This is a genomic window from Staphylococcus sp. KUGN1 (genome assembly GCF_045984185.1).
Taxonomy (GTDB): Bacteria; Bacillota; Bacilli; order Staphylococcales; family Staphylococcaceae; genus Staphylococcus; species Staphylococcus warneri_A.
The window spans coordinates 231,155-251,275 of the sequence record NZ_JBJQIL010000001.1; the positions used below are offsets into that span (position 1 = coordinate 231,155).

18 protein-coding genes are annotated in these 20,121 nt (G+C 33.0%); 13 read left to right on the plus strand and 5 right to left on the minus strand.

Going from position 1 to position 20,121, the window contains the following annotated elements; genetic code table 11:
• Window positions 1–70 precede the first annotated feature (70 nt).
• On the plus strand, window positions 71–1,195 hold the full coding sequence (locus tag ACJQQZ_RS01125; RefSeq protein WP_002450930.1) for a glycerate kinase: 1,125 nt from the start codon (window positions 71–73) through the stop codon (window positions 1,193–1,195).
• Window positions 1,196–1,260: 65 nt separating this feature from the next.
• Here the strand turns inward: ACJQQZ_RS01125 and pepT are convergent, their stop codons facing one another.
• From pepT to gdpS, 4 genes are all read right to left on the minus strand, one after another.
• Window positions 1,261–2,490 (minus strand): peptidase T, encoded by a 1,230-nt coding sequence (gene pepT / locus ACJQQZ_RS01130; protein ID WP_002450929.1) that lies wholly within the window; start codon window positions 2,488–2,490, stop codon window positions 1,261–1,263.
• A gap of 13 nt (window positions 2,491–2,503) precedes the next feature.
• On the minus strand, window positions 2,504–2,998 hold the full coding sequence (locus tag ACJQQZ_RS01135) for a threonine/serine exporter family protein (protein WP_002450928.1): 495 nt from the start codon (window positions 2,996–2,998) through the stop codon (window positions 2,504–2,506).
• A gap of 15 nt (window positions 2,999–3,013) precedes the next feature.
• On the minus strand, window positions 3,014–3,775 hold the full coding sequence (locus ACJQQZ_RS01140; RefSeq protein WP_002450927.1) for a threonine/serine exporter family protein: 762 nt from the start codon (window positions 3,773–3,775) through the stop codon (window positions 3,014–3,016).
• A 290-nt stretch (window positions 3,776–4,065) separates the two neighbouring features.
• Window positions 4,066–5,136 carry a GGDEF domain-containing protein GdpS gene (gene gdpS / locus ACJQQZ_RS01145; protein WP_049423637.1) on the minus strand — a complete coding sequence of 357 codons (1,071 nt, stop codon included), beginning with the start codon at window positions 5,134–5,136 and terminating at the stop codon, window positions 4,066–4,068.
• Window positions 5,137–5,587: 451 nt separating this feature from the next.
• Here gdpS and ACJQQZ_RS01150 point away from each other — a divergent pair, with 451 nt between their 5' ends.
• Window positions 5,588–6,673, plus strand: a complete 1,086-nt coding sequence (locus ACJQQZ_RS01150) for a glycosyltransferase family 4 protein (RefSeq protein ID WP_002450925.1) — start codon at window positions 5,588–5,590, stop codon at window positions 6,671–6,673.
• 73 nt (window positions 6,674–6,746) lie between these two features.
• Here ACJQQZ_RS01150 and ACJQQZ_RS01155 read toward each other — a convergent pair whose 3' ends face one another.
• Entirely contained in the window at window positions 6,747–7,388 is a 642-nt protein-coding gene (locus ACJQQZ_RS01155) for a YigZ family protein (RefSeq protein WP_002450924.1), read from the minus strand.
• A gap of 139 nt (window positions 7,389–7,527) precedes the next feature.
• Here ACJQQZ_RS01155 and fakB1 point away from each other — a divergent pair, with 139 nt between their 5' ends.
• From fakB1 to uvrB, 11 genes are all read left to right on the plus strand, one after another.
• Complete coding sequence (fakB1, locus tag ACJQQZ_RS01160) at window positions 7,528–8,394, plus strand: fatty acid kinase binding subunit FakB1 (RefSeq protein WP_049423638.1); 867 nt, start codon at window positions 7,528–7,530, stop codon at window positions 8,392–8,394.
• A 29-nt stretch (window positions 8,395–8,423) separates the two neighbouring features.
• A complete protein-coding gene (locus tag ACJQQZ_RS01165) occupies window positions 8,424–8,855 on the plus strand; it encodes a hypothetical protein (RefSeq protein ID WP_398575071.1) in 432 nt (143 codons plus the stop codon).
• Entirely contained in the window at window positions 8,852–9,754 is a 903-nt protein-coding gene (locus ACJQQZ_RS01170; RefSeq protein ID WP_408023014.1) for a helicase-related protein, read from the plus strand. Before ACJQQZ_RS01165 ends, ACJQQZ_RS01170 begins: the two co-directional genes overlap by 4 nt.
• Entirely contained in the window at window positions 9,754–10,428 is a 675-nt protein-coding gene (locus ACJQQZ_RS01175; RefSeq protein ID WP_408023015.1) for a ComF family protein, read from the plus strand. Before ACJQQZ_RS01170 ends, ACJQQZ_RS01175 begins: the two co-directional genes overlap by 1 nt.
• A 61-nt stretch (window positions 10,429–10,489) precedes the next feature.
• Window positions 10,490–11,065, plus strand: a complete 576-nt coding sequence (gene hpf, locus ACJQQZ_RS01180; RefSeq protein WP_002450920.1) for a ribosome hibernation-promoting factor, HPF/YfiA family — start codon at window positions 10,490–10,492, stop codon at window positions 11,063–11,065.
• A gap of 572 nt (window positions 11,066–11,637) precedes the next feature.
• Window positions 11,638–14,172: a preprotein translocase subunit SecA gene (gene secA, locus ACJQQZ_RS01185; RefSeq protein ID WP_049423645.1), complete on the plus strand. Its 2,535-nt coding sequence runs from the start codon at window positions 11,638–11,640 to the stop codon at window positions 14,170–14,172.
• Between the two features lie 277 nt (window positions 14,173–14,449).
• A protein-coding gene (prfB, locus tag ACJQQZ_RS01190) for a peptide chain release factor 2 (RefSeq protein WP_145505753.1) occupies window positions 14,450–15,557 on the plus strand; the annotation gives its coding sequence in 2 pieces (ribosomal slippage) (window positions 14,450–14,521 and window positions 14,523–15,557; 1,107 coding nt in all).
• 369 nt (window positions 15,558–15,926) lie between these two features.
• Window positions 15,927–16,730: a COG3942 and LysM peptidoglycan-binding domain-containing protein gene (locus ACJQQZ_RS01195; protein WP_145505750.1), complete on the plus strand. Its 804-nt coding sequence runs from the start codon at window positions 15,927–15,929 to the stop codon at window positions 16,728–16,730.
• Between the two features lie 198 nt (window positions 16,731–16,928).
• Window positions 16,929–17,570: a YfbR-like 5'-deoxynucleotidase gene (locus ACJQQZ_RS01200; RefSeq protein ID WP_002450916.1), complete on the plus strand. Its 642-nt coding sequence runs from the start codon at window positions 16,929–16,931 to the stop codon at window positions 17,568–17,570.
• A 5-nt stretch (window positions 17,571–17,575) separates the two neighbouring features.
• Window positions 17,576–17,809: a CsbA family protein gene (locus ACJQQZ_RS01205; RefSeq protein WP_124228494.1), complete on the plus strand. Its 234-nt coding sequence runs from the start codon at window positions 17,576–17,578 to the stop codon at window positions 17,807–17,809.
• A 325-nt stretch (window positions 17,810–18,134) separates the two neighbouring features.
• Window positions 18,135–20,120 carry an excinuclease ABC subunit UvrB gene (gene uvrB / locus ACJQQZ_RS01210; protein ID WP_124228493.1) on the plus strand — a complete coding sequence of 662 codons (1,986 nt, stop codon included), beginning with the start codon at window positions 18,135–18,137 and terminating at the stop codon, window positions 20,118–20,120.
• The last annotated feature ends 1 nt before the right edge of the window (window position 20,121 follow it).

A 20,121-nucleotide genomic window follows, 5' to 3' on the forward strand; every position in this document is an offset into this window, starting at 1 on the left:
GTAAGATTAATAATATAAGTTAAATTGTATTGAAAGCACAATATTATATAAAAACAAGGTGGTTAAGACAATGAAAGTTTTAGTAGCCATGGACGAATTTAATGGTATTATTTCAAGCTATCAAGCAAACAGATATGTCGAAGAAGCGGTTGCTAGTCAAATTGAAAAGGCTGATATCGTTCAAGTTCCACTATTTAATGGACGACATGAATTAATGGATTCAGTCTTTTTATGGCAATCTGGGAGTAAATATCGAGTTGCGGCTCACGATGCTGACATGAATGATGTAGAAGCGATTTATGGTCAAACAGATAGCGGTATGACAATTATTGAGGGTAATTTATTTTTAAATGGTCAAAAACCAATTCAAGAAAGAACGAGTTTTGGTTTAGGTGAAATTTTAAATGCTGCGTTAGATAATGATGCCAAACACATTATTATCTCGCTTGGTGGCATCGGTAGCTTTGATGGTGGTGCAGGAATGCTTCAAGCATTAGGCGCTAAGTTCTATGATGATGAGGCAAATTTAGTTGATGTGACTAAGGGTGCGCATGTCATTAAATATATTCGACGTCTAGATTTTTCTGGTATCCATCCGAAGCTAGCTGAAGCAAATATTCAAGTGATGTCAGATTTTTCAAGTCGCTTATATGGTAAACAAAGTGAGATTATGCAAATGTATCCAATGCTAGGGATGACACAAAATGAAGCAGCAGAAATTGACAATTTAGTTTGGTACTTTAGTGAATTATTTAAAAGTGAATTACGAGTAACGATTGGTCCTATCGAACGTGGTGGTGCTGGTGGCGGAATTGCTGCAGTTTTAAATGGTTTATATCAAGCGGAAATTTTAACAAGTCATGAACTTGTAGACCAAATTACACACCTGGAAGATTTAGTTCAACAAGCAGATTTAATTATATTTGGTGAAGGTTTAAATGAACGTGACCAATTATTAGAAACGACTACATTACGTATTGCTGATTTAACAGAAAAACATCATAAGACATCTATTGCAATTTGTGCTACAGATGATAAATTTGATTTGTTTGAAGGTAAGGGCGTAACGGCTATGTTCAATACATTTATAGAAATGCCTGAATCATACACAGACTTTAAAATGGGTCTACAAATCAGACATTATACAGTTCAAGCATTAAAATTATTGAAAACACAATTCGATGTGAATAAATAATTATAGAAATGATAAAAACAACACCCCTAAGTGTATTAGACTAGACAATTAGGGGTGTTGATATATTATTGATTTGATTTTGCAACTTCTTCTGCGATACCGACCATAACTTGTACGGCCTTTGCCATAACATCGATGGAAGCATACTCAAACGGACCATGGAAATTGCCACAACCAGTAAAGATATTAGGTGTAGGTAATCCCATAAATGAGAGTTGTGATCCATCAGTACCACCACGAATAGGTTCCGTATTAGGCTCGATACCTAAACGATTAAATACTTTTGTAGGGATATCTATAATATGTTGATGTGGTTTGATCTTTTCAGCCATATTATAGTATTGGTCTTCAACGTCCACTTTGACTGGATAGTCTTCGAAGTGTGAGTTGATATCATCACGTATTTCCATGAAACGCTTTTTACGTAGATCAAATTGTTTTTTATCATGGTCTCGAATAATATATTGTAATGTAGCTTTTTCAACATTACCCTCAAAATTCATTAAATGATAAAATCCTTCATAACCCTCTGTACGTTCTGGAACTTCACTTGGCGGTAATAAACTATTAAATTGTTGGCCAAGTGAAATCGCATTAATCATCGCATTTTTAGCTGATCCAGGATGCACATTAACACCGTGACATGTCACTTTTGCTGCAGCAGCATTAAAGCTTTCAAATTGTAACTCTCCTAATTGGCTACCATCCATAGTATAAGCGAAATCAGCATTGAAACGTTCAACATCAAATTGATGAGGCCCTCTTCCAATTTCTTCGTCTGGCGTAAAGCCTACACGGATTTTACCATGTTTAATTTCTGGGTGTTGAAGTAAATAATTAAGACCTTCCATAATCTCTACTACGCCTGCTTTATCGTCAGCACCTAGCAAAGAAGTACCATCAGTAATCATTAATGTGTCACCAATGACTTGTTTAAGTTCAGGAAAGACTTTAGGATCTAGAATTCTGTCTGTCGTACCTAACTTTAGCGGGTTACCGTCATATTTTTCAATAATTTGTGGATTAACATTAGTAGCATTAAAATCAGGTGATGTATCAACATGAGCTAAGAAACCAACCGTTGGCACGTCGTATTCCACATTACTTTCTAATGTAGCAAAAAGGTAACCATTGCTATCCATATCTGTTTCAAGTCCTAATGCTTTAAGCTCACTTTCCAATAGGTTTAATAAATCCCATTGTTTTGTCGTAGATGGTGTCGTACTTGAATTTGGATCTGATTGTGTATCTATTTTGACGTATCTCGTTAATCTATCGATAATTTGTTCTTTCATGTTAGACATCCCCTTAAACTCGATTATTCATATTATAAGATTTTCTATATGATTTACCTTTAATTTTACCATAATACTGCTTGATACGTGTGTAGAGATAATAGATGATTTCTGCCACGAGGATACCAAAAGAAATCGCACCTGATATCAAGGTTACCTCTAAAAAGGTATTTACAGCACTAGTGTAATTATTTGAAACTAAAAAGCGTGTTGCCTCATACGCAGCACCACCTGGTACAAGTGGAATGATTCCAGGTACGATAAAGATAATAACAGGTCGCTTATAGCGTCTACTCATTGTATGACTGAGTAAGCCTAAAATTAAACTACCTAAAAATGTAGCGCCAACTTTTCCAAATTGCATATCAACAGTAAATTGATAAATTGTCCACGCAACTGCACCGACAAATCCACAAGCTAACAATAATCGACGAGGTGCGTTAAATATGATGGAGAAAAGGACTGTGGAAATGAAACTTATTGTGAAGTGAAATAAATAAAATAACAATATGAACAGCCTCTCTTAAAAAATTAGTAATACAATAGCAACGCCAGCACCAATTGCAAATGCAGTTAACGCTGCTTCAACTCCTCTAGACATACCTGCTAATAACTCTCCAGCTAGTAAATCTCGTATAGCATTGGTAATTAAAATACCAGGAACAAGAGGCATTACGCTCGCAATAGTAATAATGTTCTGATTTGTTGCCAATCCAAGTTTCGAACAGGCAGCAGCAATAGTGATTACTACTGCAGCAGCTACAAATTCTGAGAAAAATTTAATTTGAATATATCGTTGAACAAGGCTAAACGTTAGAAAAGCTGATCCTCCAGCAAGTATGGCGATCCAACAATCTGATGCAACGCCACCAAACATAAATAGGAAAAAACCACATGCGATCGCTGCTGCAAATAAATTCATTAAAAATGAATATTGCAACGATGCACTTCTAAGGTGGATTAATTCAGATTTTGCTTCATCGATAGTAAGTTGATTGCTAGAAATTTTACGAGATAAACTATTGGTTAATGCTATTTTTTCTAAATCAGTCGTACGTTCTCTAATACGAATTAATCTGGTACTCGTACGATCATTAAGTGAAAAGATAATAGCGGTTGAAGTTACGAAACTATATGTATCATGCAAGCCATAGCTATGCGCAATTCTATTCATGGTATCTTCAACACGATAAGTTTCAGCACCAGCTTCTAGTAAAATCCTACCAGCAATCAACACGACATCAATCACTTTATTCTCATCGATGATAGTGATTGAATCTGACATGAATAACCACCTCCTAATTAATTTAATGATATGAATAATTGAAGTTTACATCTTGAGCTAACAACTTTCAATAGAGTACGGCATATTGAAAAGATTATGTAATGAAGGAAGTAGGTGATAACACTAGTTAACATCTATATTAAATCTAATCATATTGTGACTGTGATGAATAAGAAATGTGTTTATAAAATAAAAGAGGAAGAGACATGAAAGATTCATACTTCGATAAATAAATTAACGAAATGACAAATCTTTTTGCCTCTACCTCTGATTCTGTATCCAATATTTGATTATAGTTTAATAATAGGATTGAACATGACTTTATTTCTACCTTCACTTTTAGCCACATGAACCATATCATCAGCATCCTTAAAGACGCGTCTTTGTGATTTGCGATCATCTTGTGTTAAATATCCGACACCTATAGATACTGAAAGTTTAATGACTTCCTTATTAGGTAGGTGGAAGGATGACTTCTCTACACCTTGTCGAATATTTTCGGCAAGTTTGACGCTTTGATCCAACGTATAATCATTAATCACGACAGAGAATTCTTCGCCACCATTTCTAAAAATAAGGAATTGTTTAGGGACGTAATTTTTAAGTAGTTGAGACATTTGTTTTAATACAGCATCTCCTGCTTGGTGCGTATATGTATCATTTACATCTTTAAAACCATCAATGTCAATCAGTAACAAGCCTAAGCTTTCATGATGTGTCTCAGTATATTTAGATATTTGATTCAAATGTCTATCGAATTCTTTTACATTCCCAAGACCAGTTAAATAATCATATTTATCTTCATTTTCATAGCGATTAACGAGTGAGAAGAAATGCCATATATCTACAAATGTAATTGCAGAGGCAATTGTGATAATGAATGACACAGGAATTAAAATTGCAATTTCAATCAAATCATAAATTGGACTCACTAATGCAAGTATAAATAAAATGATAATACTGATTGAATTTAATATAAGCAACGATATAATGTCATTTTGTTTTAAAAATGGGCCTACTGCACTGACAACACCCGCAATAACGACTAAAGTGATACCGTATATGATTGAGTTGTTAAAAATAAGTACGTCAACTAATGATACGACGATAGCAGAAGCCAATGTGTAAACCATGTTAGTATAACGCCCTAAGAATAATAAAGGTACAAACGTTAAATGAACTAAGTATTCTAAACGGAAGGGAATGGGATATGCTGCTAATAAAAGTGCAACAAGTGTCATTAAAACAGTGACATATCCTTTAGAAAAAACCATTCTTTTATTTTCAGAGTATTGCAGTCTGTGAAATAAATATATGCCTGCAACCATGACTGAAATATTATATATAATTGCTTCAAACATAGTTTTACCGACTCCTTTATTGACCATTAGCTATTGTAAGTGAAAACTTACAATTTGTCATTAGTTAGACTAAAAAATTTATCACATAAAATAGTGATTAATGTTAAAATGTTAACTTAAGTGATATGATGAAAAAAATAGTTTCGTCATGTGAGAGTATTAATATCGATGTAGAAATATATGAAGAATGAATGTTGTTATAAATTTGGGATGTCTTTTTTAGATTAACTCTAATTATACAGTTGATTTAATAATAAGGAAAGATGATAGCAACTGATGTTATTACGATAAAATACAAGATTGATAGAAGTCGTTATTAAAGAGGAAGATCATACAAAATAACCGACTCAAATTTAATTATTAACTATAAATATAGGAAGAAAAATGGTTGGATTTCTTAAAACTTACCCTTAATGATAGAAACTAACTTAATTTTGATGAAGGTGAACTGATGTATACATTATTACTCATTGCATTTACTATGATAGTCAGTTTAATAATAACACCCATTATTATTGCGATGTCTAAAAAATTAAATTTAGTAGATAAACCCAACTTTCGTAAGGTACATACAAAGCCGATTTCAGTCATGGGTGGCACAGTTATTTTATTCTCATTTTTAATTGGAATGTGGTTAGGTCATCCTATTGAAAGAGAAGTGAAGCCATTAGTTATCGGAGCAATTTTGATGTATGCCGTTGGTTTAATCGATGATATATTTGATCTTAAACCTTATATCAAATTAGCTGGGCAAATCGTCGCTGCTTTAGTGGTAGCATTTTATGGCATCACGATTGATTTTATTTCATTACCAATGGGTCCAACGATACATTTTGGAATTTTAAGTATTCCAATTACAGTGATTTGGATTGTGGCTATTACTAATGCTATTAATTTAATTGATGGATTAGATGGCTTAGCATCTGGTGTATCTGCGATAGCATTAATGACGATTGCATTTATCGCTATCTTACAGGCGAATATCTTTATTATTATGATTTGTTGTGTGTTAATTGGATCTTTATTAGGATTCTTATTCTATAACTCACACCCAGCTAAAATATTTCTTGGTGATAGCGGTGCTTTAATGATTGGTTTTATTATTGGATTTGTTTCATTGTTAGGTTTTAAAAACATTACATTTATTGCTTTATTTTTCCCAATCGTTATTTTAGCGGTACCATTTATTGATACTATTTTTGCAATGATTCGACGAATGAAAAAAGGGCAACATATTATGCAAGCGGATAAATCTCACTTGCACCATAAGTTGTTAGAACTAGGCTATACACATAGACAAACCGTATTACTCATATATTCCATTGCTATCTTATTCAGTCTATCTAGTATTATTCTGTATCTATCTCAACCTCTAGGTGCCTTAATGATGTTCATTTTAATTATTTTAACGATTGAACTCATTGTTGAATTCACAGGATTAATAGATGATAATTATAGACCTATCTTAAATCTCATTACTAAAAAAGGTGATCCTCCACATCCTCAACATCAATATGAAGAGGAAGATAATCACTAAATATTACAAAAGCTATCTAAGACAGAGTCTCAACTTAATCGGAATTGAGACTCTGTCTTTAGATAGCTTCTTTTTAATCTGTTGTAATATCAAAGGGTAACATTTTAATATCTTCAGTATTTAGCTCATAATTGCCAGCTGTCGTTTTATTTAAAAAGGCGATAAAATCATCATACTCAGTTTCAACGACATCAATTTGGTAGCTAACTTTGTCAGTATAGAATTGATTTCTAAGCATAAAGCTAGTAGAACCTAATTCATATTCAAATTTACCGGTTTGATCATAATTCAAGGTAACAGTGGTTGGAATAGCGGCTCTTAATTCAACACGGCCGATATCATAAATGACATCACGTACTGCACCACTATATGCTCGTATGAGTCCGCCGCCGCCTAATTTGATGCCACCAAAATAGCGTGTTACAACCACACACACATCATGTAGATCTAATTTTTTTAATATCTCCAACATAGGTACACCAGCCGTACCACTTGGTTCGCCATCGTCATTTGCTTTTTGAATATTCATTTCTGGCCCTATAGTATATGCAGAACAGTTGTGTGTTGCATCTTTATGTTGTGCTTTAATCTCATTAATGAATGCCTTTGCTTCATCTTCTGAAGCTACAGGTTTAATATGTGAAATAAAACGAGATTTATTGATCGTATTTTCAATAGTATGTTCTTCTTTAATAGTAATGATTGGTTTTGTCATTTTTTCACCTTCATCTTCGCTCTGTTTTCATACTAGTATTATACACGCTGTAAATACTTAAAATAAATTGTTTAATTAAGATTTTCTTTTTTAATAAAATATTGTATTATTACTATGAGTATAATTGAGGAGGACTACTATGAAGATTGCTGTAATGACTGATTCTACTAGCTATCTATCACAAGATTTAATTGATAAATATGATATCCCAGTTGCACCGTTAAGTGTAACTTTTGATGATGGTGTAAGCTATACTGAAGATGTAAATGTTGATATTGACCATTTTTACAATAAAATGGCTTCTTCAGCAACGATACCTACGACTAGTCAACCGGCTGTAGGTGAATGGATTCAAAGATATGAAAAATTAAGAGAAGATGGTTACACAGATGTGATAGTTGTATTCTTATCTAGTGGAATTAGTGGGAGTTATCAATCTGGGAAGCAAGCTGGAGAATTAGTTGAAGGCATTAACGTCTATGCATTTGATAGTAAGCTTGCGGCTATGATGGAAGGTTGTTACGTATTACGTGCAATAGAAATGGTAGAACAAGGTTATAAACCAGATGATATCATAGCAGAGTTAACTGATATGAGAGAACATACAGGTGCTTATTTAATTGTAGATGACTTAAAAAATTTACAAAAAAGCGGCCGTATTACAGGCGCACAAGCTTGGGTAGGTACTTTGCTAAAAATGAAACCTGTACTTAAGTTTGATGACGGTAAAATTGTACCGGAAGAAAAAGTACGTACTAAGAAGAGAGCACTCAAAGCATTAGAAGACAAAGTCTTAAATCAAGTCAAAGATTATGATGATGTGACCATTTATGTGATTAATGGTGATAAAACTGATGATGGAAAAGCGTTATTAGAATCTGTCAAAGCGAATGCACCTTCACATTATCAAGTAGCATATTCTGAATTTGGACCAGTTATTGCCGCACACTTAGGATCTGGTGGGTTAGGTTTAGGATATACAGCACGCCAAATTAGACTTAATTAGAAGATTGAGAGGACATATGGAATTGTTAAATGACAATTCGGTATGTCTTTTTTTTATTGGAGGGAACATCAATATTACATTATGGTAAGTTAATACATTCGGAAACGAATATCACTTCGGAACAAGTGGCGCTTGTTACTAAAGGGGTCGTATTTAAAAATAACCGATGGCATTGTGTTCAATGTGAAACAGACGATGCTAAATATTTTCATCGCTATTATTCAGATTTTATAAATAAGGACATAGTATATTGTAGGAAATGTATACAACTTGGTCGTATGGATCATTTGACTGATTATAGAATCATAAAGAGTCATCAAAAGGTTACGCCATGTGAATATCATCTGGAATTTGAGCTTTCAGACCAACAAAGCTATGCCTCTCAACAAATTGTAAAAGCCATTATGGAACGAAGAAAATTATTGTTATACGCTGTTACTGGAGCTGGAAAACTGAAATGATTTTCGAAGGCATTAAGTTTGCTAGAAATCAGGGAGACAATATTGCGATTGTATCCCCACGTGTTGACGTTGTAGTAGAAATTAGTCAACGGATTAAAAATGCATTTATTCACGAAGATATAGATGTCATACATCAAAGTAGTCAACAACAATTCGATGGACATTTTATCACTTCAACAATTCATCAACTATACCGATATAAAAATCACTTTGATACGATCATCATTGATGAAGTAGACGCATTTCCCTTATCTATGGATGACGACTTATTTAAGGTCATTCAATCATCTTCCAAACAGAACGCATGTCCTATTTATATGACAGCTACACCACCACAGAAATTATTATCAACGATAAGTAAAGATAATGTGATAAAATTGCCAGCACGATTTCACCGACAACCACTCCCCGTACCTATCTTTCAATATTTAAAGTTTAAACCCAAACAGGTTCAATTTAAATTGTTGAATTTCTTATCCAAACAAATACAGCATCAACGTTATACCTTAGTGTTTTTTAATCATATTGATCATATGATTAAAGCTTTTAAGACATATCAATCTCAAATACCTAATTTAATATATATTCACAGTGAAGATGAACAGCGCTTTGAGAAAGTGCAATCTTTAAGGACAGGCAATCATATGGTTGTTTTTACCACTACCATTCTTGAACGAGGTTTTACTATGGAAAAGTTGGATGTCGTAGTTATTGAAGCTGACCAGTTTTCTAAAGCGGCATTAATACAGATCGCAGGTCGAGTGGGTAGAAAGAAGCAAGCCCCAAACGGGAATGTGGTTTATTATCATAATGGTGTGTCGTTATCAATGATGTTAGCTAGAAAAGATATTAAAAAAATGAATCAACTTGCGAAACAAAAAGGATGGTTAGACATATAATGGAACAATGCCTACAATGTTTAAATCCGATCAATGAACAATTAACTATTATTAATTTTTATAGAAAACCTTGTGTTATATGTGAGACTTGCTTTGAAAAATGGAATCAAGTAAAGATTAATGATGCATTAAAGCGTTGTAAAAAGTGTTTGAAATTAATGACTAAAGGTGAACATATTTGTGAAGACTGTCAATTTTTGAATGAACGATTTAACATTCAATATCGATTAAAATGTAATTTTAATTATGATGGTATTATGAAAGGAACGATGCATCAATATAAATTTTTGAAAGATCATTATTTATGTAAGGTTCTTGCCGCGATCATCAATTTACCAGAAGGTAAGTTTGATTATGTAATTCCAATACCATCGCCAGATGAACGTAATATTGAAAGGACATTTAATCCAGTTGAAGAAGTATTAAAGATGAAGGGTATTGCCTATGTAAATGTACTAGGTACACAATTAAGACCGAAACAAGCAGAGTTAAATAAAATTAACCGTCTTAAAGAGACCAATCCCTTCTTTATAAGAAACAATGTTGAGTTGGATGGTAAAGAAATATTACTTGTAGATGATATTTATACAACAGGGTTAACGATTAACCGCGCAATGTGTAAATTATCTACATTAAATGTCAGAAAATTCAATGTGTTTGCGTTTGCAAGATGAGGGTGACGTGGTAAAATATAATTAAGCATTACCAATATAAGAGGTTAAAGGAGAGATTACTATGATTAGATTTGAAATTCATGGAGATAACCTCACTATCACAGATGCAATTCGCAACTATATTGAGGAAAAAATTGGTAAGTTAGAACGTTACTTTAACAATGTACCGAATGCGGTTGCCCACGTTAAAGTTAAAACTTATTCAAATTCAACTACAAAAGTTGAAGTGACAATTCCGCTTAAAGATGTAACTTTAAGAGCAGAAGAAAGACATGATGATTTATATGCAGGTGTTGATTTAATTACTAATAAACTTGAACGTCAAGTTAGAAAGTATAAAACACGTGTAAATCGTAAGCACCGTGATCGTGGCGATCAAGAAGTATTTGTAGCAGAAGTTCAAGAAGCGCCACCAGAAGAAATTAGCGGTGCTGAAGAAAATAATGATAATGATATCGAAATTATCCGTTCTAAACAATTCAGTTTAAAACCTATGGATTCTGAAGAAGCAGTGCTACAAATGAATCTTTTAGGACATGACTTCTTTATCTTTACAGACCGTGAAACTGACGGTACTAGTATCGTTTATCGTCGTAAAGATGGTAAATATGGTCTAATTGAAACAACTGAACAATAAGGGTCAATGTGAACCTTAAATATAGGTATGAAATTAATTCAGTTTAATAATTAAATAGTGTTACATTGGGAGTGAGATGATTGTTATTCGTATATGAATACTTCATCTTGCTCCCTTTTTTAGATACGATATTGAAAAAAATTAATCATAATGATTTTAGTAAAAAGACTTAATACGAATGATGTGTGGATGTTGAATTCGTAGACGCAAGCATTATACTGTGCTAATCTTAATTGAAAATAACAGAAACGAAGTACTGTATAATAAATTTCGCAATTTATGCGAAGTTTATTTATTTGAGACGAGAAATAATACATTGTATCATGTTAGAATTAACTTGTTGACAATTCATTAGATTTATTTATGTTATCGATTGAAAAGACATAAAGGCATTTTGATTGAATTACCATGTGAAATAGCATAAAGTATGTAAGCTATGTTTGCCAATATGTTTATGTTACGGACAAAGGGAATAAAGTATACTAATGAGTATTTAAGTATGATTCTAAAGGTATAAATGGTAAGATTAATTGTTGAAAGCCAAGCAGTTTTTAGCTAAAGGAGCGAACAGAATGGGATTTTTATCAAAAATTGTTGACGGCAATAAAAAAGAAACGAAAAAATTAGGTAAGTTAGCTGATAAAGTACTCGCATTAGAGGAAGAAACAGCACTTTTAACTGATGAAGAAATTCGAAATAAAACTAAGAAATTTCAAGAAGAACTTGCTGAAATTGAAGATGTTAAAAAACAAAATGATTATTTAGATAAAATTTTACCTGAAGCGTATGCACTCGTACGTGAAGGTTCTAAACGTGTTTTTAATATGATTCCATATAAAGTACAAGTAATGGGTGGTATCGCAATTCATCATGGCGATATTGCTGAAATGAGAACAGGTGAAGGTAAAACGTTAACAGCGACAATGCCTACATATTTAAATGCGTTAGCAGGGCGAGGCGTTCACGTTATTACAGTCAATGAATATTTATCTAGCGTTCAAAGTGAAGAAATGGCAGAGCTATACGAATTTCTAGGTTTATCTGTAGGACTTAATTTAAATAGTAAAACCACAACAGAAAAACGTGAAGCATATGCACAAGATATCACATATAGCACGAATAACGAACTAGGATTCGACTATTTGAGAGATAACATGGTGAACTATGCAGAAGAGCGTGTTATGAGACCACTGCATTTTGCTATTATTGATGAGGTTGACTCTATTTTAATTGATGAAGCAAGAACACCACTTATTATTTCAGGTGAAGCAGAAAAATCTACATCTCTTTATACACAAGCTAATGTTTTCGCTAAAATGCTCAAATTAGATGATGATTATAAATATGATGAAAAGACGAAATCTGTAAACTTAACAGAACAAGGTGCAGATAAAGCTGAGCGTATGTTTAAGATTGATAATCTTTATGACGTTCAAAACGTAGAAATTATTAGTCATATTAATACAGCATTAAGAGCACATGTAACATTACAACGAGATGTTGACTACATGGTTGTTGATGGCGAAGTACTTATAGTTGACCAATTTACTGGTCGTACAATGCCGGGAAGACGTTTCTCTGAAGGTTTACACCAAGCGATTGAAGCTAAAGAAGGCGTACAAATTCAAAATGAATCTAAAACTATGGCGTCAATCACATTCCAAAACTACTTCAGAATGTACAATAAGTTGGCAGGTATGACAGGTACTGCTAAAACAGAAGAAGAAGAGTTCCGTAATATTTATAATATGACAGTAACTCAAATTCCGACTAATAAACCTGTACAACGTGTTGACAAATCTGACTTAATTTACATTAGTCAAAAAGGGAAATTCGATGCCGTTGTTGAAGATGTAGTTGAAAAGCATAAAAAAGGTCAACCTGTATTATTGGGTACAGTTGCTGTAGAAACATCTGAATATATTTCTAATTTATTAAAAAAACGTGGCGTAAGACATGATGTATTAAATGCTAAAAACCATGAACGTGAAGCGGAAATAGTCGCAAATGCTGGTCAAAAAGGATCGGTTACCATTGCGACAAACATGGCTGGTCGTGGTACGGATATCAAATTAGGTGAAGGCGTAGAAGAAATTGGTGGTTTAGCCGTTATTGGTACAGAACGTCATGAATCACGCCGAATTGATGACCAATTACGTGGTCGTTCTGGTCGTCAAGGAGACAATGGTGACAGTCGTTTCTATTTATCATTACAAGATGAATTAATGGTTCGCTTCGGTTCAGAGAGATTACAAAAAATGATGGGCCGATTAGGAATGGATGATTCTACACCAATTGAATCTAAAATGGTTTCAAGAGCAGTAGAATCAGCACAAAAACGCGTTGAAGGTAACAACTTTGATGCCCGTAAACGTATCTTAGAATATGACGAAGTACTACGTAAACAACGTGAGATTATCTATAGTGAACGTAACGAAATCATTGATAACGATGATAGTTCACAAGTTGTAGATGCCATGTTACGTTCAACATTACAACGTGGAATCAACTATCATATCAATGAAGAGGATGATAACTTAGATTACCAACCATTCATCAACTACATTAATGATGTCTTCTTACAAGAAGGCGAATTAAAAGAATCAGAAATCAAAGGCAAAGATTCAGAAGATATCTTTGAAGTAGTATGGTCTAAAATTGAAAAAGCTTATGCTAAACAAAAAGAAACGCTTGGCGATCAAATGAATGAATTCGAGAGAATGATTTTATTACGTTCTATTGACAGTCATTGGACAGATCACATTGATACAATGGATCAGTTACGTCAGGGTATCCATTTACGTTCATATGCACAACAAAACCCATTACGTGATTATCAAAATGAAGGTCACGAGTTATTTGATATGATGATGCAAAATATCGAAGAAGATACTTGTAAGTTCATATTAAAATCAGTGGTACAAGTTGAAGATGATATTGAACGTGAAAAAACAACAGATTTCGGTGAAGCAAAACATGTTTCAGCCGAAGATGGTAAAGAAAAAGTAAAACCACAACCGATTGTTAAAGGTGAAGACATCGGTCGTAATGATCCTTGTCCTTGCGGAAGTGGTAAGAAATATAAAAACTGTCATGGACAAGCATAGTTGTATGTTAATAAGTATTATGTAGTTGAAGCCTGAGACAATGTTGTCTTGGGCTTTTTTAGTGTTTATTTCATTGATTGAGAAAATGAGTTAATATCGATGATTAAGTTATGAGTCTTTAACATAATTCGTATTCTTATACTGTAATTCAGGTTATATATGATAGAATATAAGCGTATAATATGATGAATGTGGTGTAGTGATATTTAAGAATTTGATAAAATAAATCATATTGAAATAAAGATCATAGATTACCAAACGAAATAGGAGAGACATTATGGAATTATCAGAAATTAAAAGAAATATAGATGCGTATAAAGACAATTTAAATCAAATTAGGGGGTCTCTTTGACTTAGAAAATAAAGAGACTAACATCCGAGAGTATGAAGAAATGATGACAGAGCCCAATTTTTGGGATGATCAAAATAGAGCCCAAGATATTATTGATAAAAATAATGCTTTAAAATCAATGGTAAATGGTTTTTATGAATTAGAAGAATCTGTGGAAGACATGTCTGCAACAGTTGAATTGTTACAAGAAGAATTTGACGAAGATATGAAGCAAGAGTTAGAAAATAATGTTGTCGAATTTAAAGCAGAGATTGATTACTTTGAATTACAATTATTATTAGATGGACCATATGATGCTAATAATGCAATTTTAGAATTACATCCTGGTGCAGGTGGTACTGAATCACAGGATTGGGTAAGTATGCTATTAAGAATGTATCAACGTTATTGCGAACAAAGCGGCTTTAAAGTTGAAACAGTTGATTACTTACCAGGTGATGAAGCGGGTGTTAAAAGTGTGACACTATTAATCAAAGGGCATAACGCATATGGTTATTTAAAAGCAGAAAAAGGTGTGCATCGTTTAGTTCGAATTTCACCATTTGATTCATCTGGCCGTCGTCATACATCATTTGCTTCTTGTGATGTTATTCCTGATTTTGATAATGATGAGATTGAAATAGAAATCAATTCTGATGACATCACAGTTGATACCTTCAGAGCATCTGGTGCTGGCGGACAACATATCAATAAAACGGAATCAGCAATTAGAATTACCCACCATCCTACAGGTATTGTAGTTAATAACCAAAATGAACGTTCACAAATTAAAAACCGTGAAGCTGCAATGAAAATGTTGAAATCTAAATTGTACCAACTTAAATTAGAAGAACAAGAGCGTGAAATGGCAGAAATACGTGGTGAGCAGAAGGAAATAGGTTGGGGAAGTCAAATTAGGTCTTACGTATTCCATCCTTATTCAATGGTCAAAGATCATAGAACAAATGAGGAAACAGGTAAAGTGGATGCAGTAATGGATGGTGACATTGGTCCGTTTATTGAAGCATATTTAAGACACCAAATGGATAAATAAATGAATGAATAAATGAAGCAGAGCTTGAGACATTTAATGATCTTAAGCTCTGTCTGTTATTAGTTGAAAAGTACTGCTATTTAAATAAATAGAAGAATGTATTATTTTTTAAATTTAAAAAAAGACAGAATCTATGTAAAACATCTCTTGTAATATTACTCACGTGATAATTATGACAAAGTCAAACTAACAATGAATCACTCTGAATTAGTTGATATATATGTGTTCATGGTGATATGTATGATGATACTTGAAATGATAGTGTATAAATATTATATTACATCAATTTAACATTAAGCATTTTAAAATAATGTTGTGTTATATTAAATTCAACAAATTAGAATATACAACAAAGGAATGACATATTTAATGAAGAAGACGTTATTATTATCATTATCATCAGTAGCAGCGTGTATCGCATTCGGCAATGTTGCAGATGCTCAAGAAGAAACTGCTGTACCTAATGTGAATACATCTGAAAACATAGCATCAGTTGGAACTGAGAATGCTAGTCAATATATCGTCAAACCTGGTGACACTTTATATCAAATCGCTTTAAATCATAATATTACTTTAGAAGAATTATATAACCTTAATCCTGGGGTTACACCTTTAATTTTCCCAGGTGACATCATTATTGTTTCTCCTTATGAAACACAATATCAAGTTAATAATACAACTTATAATACAAGCAATTACTATGTTGGAGAACCAACATCAACTACAAGTCAACAATATATAGATGTTAGAAGTGAATCAACACCACAAGTATCTGCTACAACGAATCAATCCTATCGTAATGACACTGATGCTAGCTTGTATTCTGTAAGTCATTCAGGTAATTTATATAATTATGGAAACTGCACATATTATGCATTCAATCGTCGTGCAGAGTTAGGGAAACCTATTGGAAGTTTATGGGGAGATGCTGGTAGTTGGGCAGTAAATGCTAGAAATGCTGGTTTCACAGTGAATAATATTCCAGTTGCAGGTGCTGTTTTCCAATCTAACCCTGGTACAAATGGTTCAGGTGGCTATGGTCATGTAGGCGTAGTTGAGAGTGTAAACAGTAATGGTACTGTTACAGTATCTGAGATGAACTGGAACGGTGGATTTAATGTGAAATCTTACAGAACAATTACAAATCCAGGTAGCTACAACTATATTCATTAAATTTGAATACGTATTAAAGTTTGATATTGCAGTAACGTAATTGACATGATTACGTTGCTGCTTATTTTTATATTAATTCATTTGCATATAATCGATTAAGTTGAAATCAACATTAAGATATTGCTTTTAATCATGATGATGATTGGTATAATGAAACTAAGTATCATCTATGATTAAATGAGAAGGAGGCATCACGGAATGGGCATACATCAATATTATAAAAGACTCTCTGATATGGAAAAGCTTATTAGGTTGCCTGGTAAATTCAAATATTTTGAGCATAATGTTGCTGCACACTCGTTCAAAGTAACTAAAATTGCTCAATATCTTGGTACTGTTGAAGAATATAATGGAAATGTTATAGACTGGAAGAGCTTATACGAAAAAGCACTAAACCACGACTTTGCAGAGGTGTTTACAGGTGATATTAAAACGCCAGTAAAGTACGCAAGTAGAGAATTGAAAATGCTTTTTTCACAAGTTGAAGAAGAAATGGTAGAGAATTTTATTAAGGAAGAAATCCCTGAACAATATCGTGACATATACAGACAAAGGTTACAAGAAGGTAAAGATGATTCGTTAGAGGGGCAAATACTTGCTGTAGCAGATAAAATCGATTTACTTTATGAAACATTTGGTGAAATACAAAAACGTAACCCAGAACCTTTGTTTTTTGAAATATATGAAATGAGTTTAGAAACAATTATGCAATTTGATCATTTAGCTTCTGTTCATGATTTTATTGATAATGTAATTCCTGAAATGCTAACAGAAAACTTCATTCCTAGAACAGAATTACGAGAAACTACGATGACAATACTAAATAAAAGAAACAGGTGAAATAAATGATTTGGTATGCATGTGCTGCCTTTTTTCCTTGTATTTTAATTGTGCTTTTTAGTGTAGTGACTAAAAATAAATGGATTGGTACCTCTGTTACATTAATATTAATCGCAACCTCAATATATAAAGGCTTTTTTCATAGTGAATGGATTATATTTATTGATGTTGTATCGCTATTAGCGGGTTATTTAATCATAGATCAACTAGAATTCCATAAGGAGAAGAATAAAACTTGATTAATATACAACTTGATTGATAAAAAGTCTATAAGAACAAGCATAGTTTGCTAAGCTATGTTTGTTTTTTATTTATCTTATAATATAAAAATGTTAGCGAACAAATGTTTGTATTTTTTATTCGAGATTTGTTAAAATAGAAAATAAATTCAGTGCTAATATTTACGTTAACGATATCATCAAAATGATGTATGACAATAGGTTAACTAGGGAAAGTAATTAATAAATAATGTATTAAACGGTGATAATCTTTAGAATAAAATGATTTCAATAATCTTGAGTAATAAAAGTTGAGTTGTAAACAATACAGGAGGCGTATGTAGTAATGGTTGAACATTATCCATTCAAATTAAATTCAGAGTTCGATCCTCAAGGTGATCAACCTGAAGCAATAAAGAAAATTGTTAAAGGTGTTAAAGAAGGAAAGCGACATCAAACACTACTTGGTGCAACTGGAACAGGTAAAACATTTACAATGAGTAATGTTATACAACAAATAGGTAAACCAACATTGATTATTGCACATAACAAAACATTGGCTGGACAATTATATAGTGAATTCAAAGAATTCTTCCCAGAAAATAGGGTGGAATATTTCGTGAGTTACTATGATTACTATCAACCAGAAGCTTATGTACCATCGACAGATACATTTATTGAAAAAGATGCGTCTATTAATGATGAAATTGACCAATTAAGACACTCAGCAACAAGCGCTTTGTTTGAGAGAGATGATGTTATTATCATAGCGAGTGTGAGTTGTATTTATGGTTTGGGTAATCCAGAAGAATATAAAGATTTAGTTGTCAGTGTGCGTGTGGGCATGGAAATGGAACGTAGCGAATTATTAAGAAAACTAGTTGATGTGCAATATACAAGAAATGATATAGACTTTCAACGTGGTACCTTTAGAGTACGAGGCGATGTAGTCGAAATATTCCCTGCTTCTAGAGAAGAAATGTGTATTCGAGTAGAATTTTTTGGTGATGAAGTCGATCGTATTAGAGAAGTGAACTATTTAACTGGCGAAGTTATAAGAGAACGTGAACATTTTGCAATTTTCCCAGCCTCCCACTTCGTTACGCGTGAAGAAAAGATGAAAGTTGCGATTGAACGAATAGAAAAAGAATTAGAAGAACGTTTAAAAGAATTAAGAGATGAAAATAAACTTTTAGAAGCACAGAGGTTAGAACAACGAACTAATTATGATTTGGAAATGATGCGTGAGATGGGATTCTGTTCAGGTATTGAAAACTACTCCGTACATTTAACGTTAAGACCTTTAGGTTCTACGCCGTATACATTGCTTGATTACTTTGGAGATGACTGGTTAATCATGATTGATGAATCACACGTAACACTACCTCAAGTGAGAGGGATGTATAACGGTGATAGAGCACGTAAGCAAGTTTTAGTTGATCATGGATTCAGATTGCCTAGCGCGTTAGACAATAGACCATTAAAATTTGAAGAGTTTGAAGAAAAAACGAATCAATTAGTCTATGTATCTGCAACACCAGGACCTTATGAAATAGAACATACAGACGAAATGGTAGAGCAAATTATTCGACCAACTGGATTGTTAGATCCGAAAATTGATGTACGCCCTACAGAAAATCAAATTGACGACTTGTTAAGTGAAATTCAAGATAGAATTGATAAAAATGAAAGGGTACTTGTTACCACATTAACTAAAAAAATGAGTGAAGATTTAACAACATATATGAAAGAAGCAGGAATAAAAGTCAATTATCTTCATTCCGAAATCAAAACACTCGAGAGAATTGAAATCATAAGAGACTTACGTATGGGTACGTATGATGCAATTGTTGGTATTAACTTATTAAGAGAGGGGATAGATATTCCCGAAGTTTCATTAGTTGTTATCTTAGATGCAGATAAAGAAGGATTTTTACGTTCCAATCGTTCCTTAATTCAAACCATTGGGCGTGCAGCGCGTAATGATCGTGGTGAAGTTATTATGTACGCAGATAAGATTACAGATTCAATGAGATACGCCATTGATGAAACGCAAAGACGACGTGATATTCAAACGGCTCATAATGAGAAATACGGTATTACACCTAAAACCATCAATAAGAAAATTCATGATGTTATCAGTGCTACTGTCGAAAGTGATGATACAAATGAAAATAAACAAACAGAAGTACCTAAGAAAATGACGAAAAAAGAACGTCAAAAAACGATAGAAAATATAGAAAAAGAAATGAAAAAAGCAGCTAAAGATTTAGACTTTGAGAGAGCAACAGAATTAAGAGATATGTTATTCGAATTAAAATCAGAAGGGTGAC

What these genes read in the sequence shown, in the direction of transcription:
- ACJQQZ_RS01205 (WP_124228494.1), top strand. Translation starts at nt 17,576, where the DNA reads ATGATTTGGTATGCATGTGCTGCCTTTTTTCCTTGTATTTTAATTGTG.
- ACJQQZ_RS01170 (WP_408023014.1), top strand. Translation starts at nt 8,852, where the DNA reads ATGATTTTCGAAGGCATTAAGTTTGCTAGAAATCAGGGAGACAATATT.
- ACJQQZ_RS01200 (WP_002450916.1), top strand. Translation starts at nt 16,929, where the DNA reads ATGGGCATACATCAATATTATAAAAGACTCTCTGATATGGAAAAGCTT.
- ACJQQZ_RS01125 (WP_002450930.1), top strand. Translation starts at nt 71, where the DNA reads ATGAAAGTTTTAGTAGCCATGGACGAATTTAATGGTATTATTTCAAGC.
- hpf (WP_002450920.1), top strand. Translation starts at nt 10,490, where the DNA reads ATGATTAGATTTGAAATTCATGGAGATAACCTCACTATCACAGATGCA.
- gdpS (WP_049423637.1), bottom strand. Translation starts at nt 5,136, where the DNA reads ATGTTTGAAGCAATTATATATAATATTTCAGTCATGGTTGCAGGCATA.
- uvrB (WP_124228493.1), top strand. Translation starts at nt 18,135, where the DNA reads ATGGTTGAACATTATCCATTCAAATTAAATTCAGAGTTCGATCCTCAA.
- pepT (WP_002450929.1), bottom strand. Translation starts at nt 2,490, where the DNA reads ATGAAAGAACAAATTATCGATAGATTAACGAGATACGTCAAAATAGAT.
- ACJQQZ_RS01140 (WP_002450927.1), bottom strand. Translation starts at nt 3,775, where the DNA reads ATGTCAGATTCAATCACTATCATCGATGAGAATAAAGTGATTGATGTC.
- ACJQQZ_RS01175 (WP_408023015.1), top strand. Translation starts at nt 9,754, where the DNA reads ATGGAACAATGCCTACAATGTTTAAATCCGATCAATGAACAATTAACT.
- ACJQQZ_RS01195 (WP_145505750.1), top strand. Translation starts at nt 15,927, where the DNA reads ATGAAGAAGACGTTATTATTATCATTATCATCAGTAGCAGCGTGTATC.
- ACJQQZ_RS01150 (WP_002450925.1), top strand. Translation starts at nt 5,588, where the DNA reads ATGTATACATTATTACTCATTGCATTTACTATGATAGTCAGTTTAATA.
- fakB1 (WP_049423638.1), top strand. Translation starts at nt 7,528, where the DNA reads ATGAAGATTGCTGTAATGACTGATTCTACTAGCTATCTATCACAAGAT.
- ACJQQZ_RS01165 (WP_398575071.1), top strand. Translation starts at nt 8,424, where the DNA reads ATGACAATTCGGTATGTCTTTTTTTTATTGGAGGGAACATCAATATTA.
- ACJQQZ_RS01155 (WP_002450924.1), bottom strand. Translation starts at nt 7,388, where the DNA reads ATGACAAAACCAATCATTACTATTAAAGAAGAACATACTATTGAAAAT.
- secA (WP_049423645.1), top strand. Translation starts at nt 11,638, where the DNA reads ATGGGATTTTTATCAAAAATTGTTGACGGCAATAAAAAAGAAACGAAA.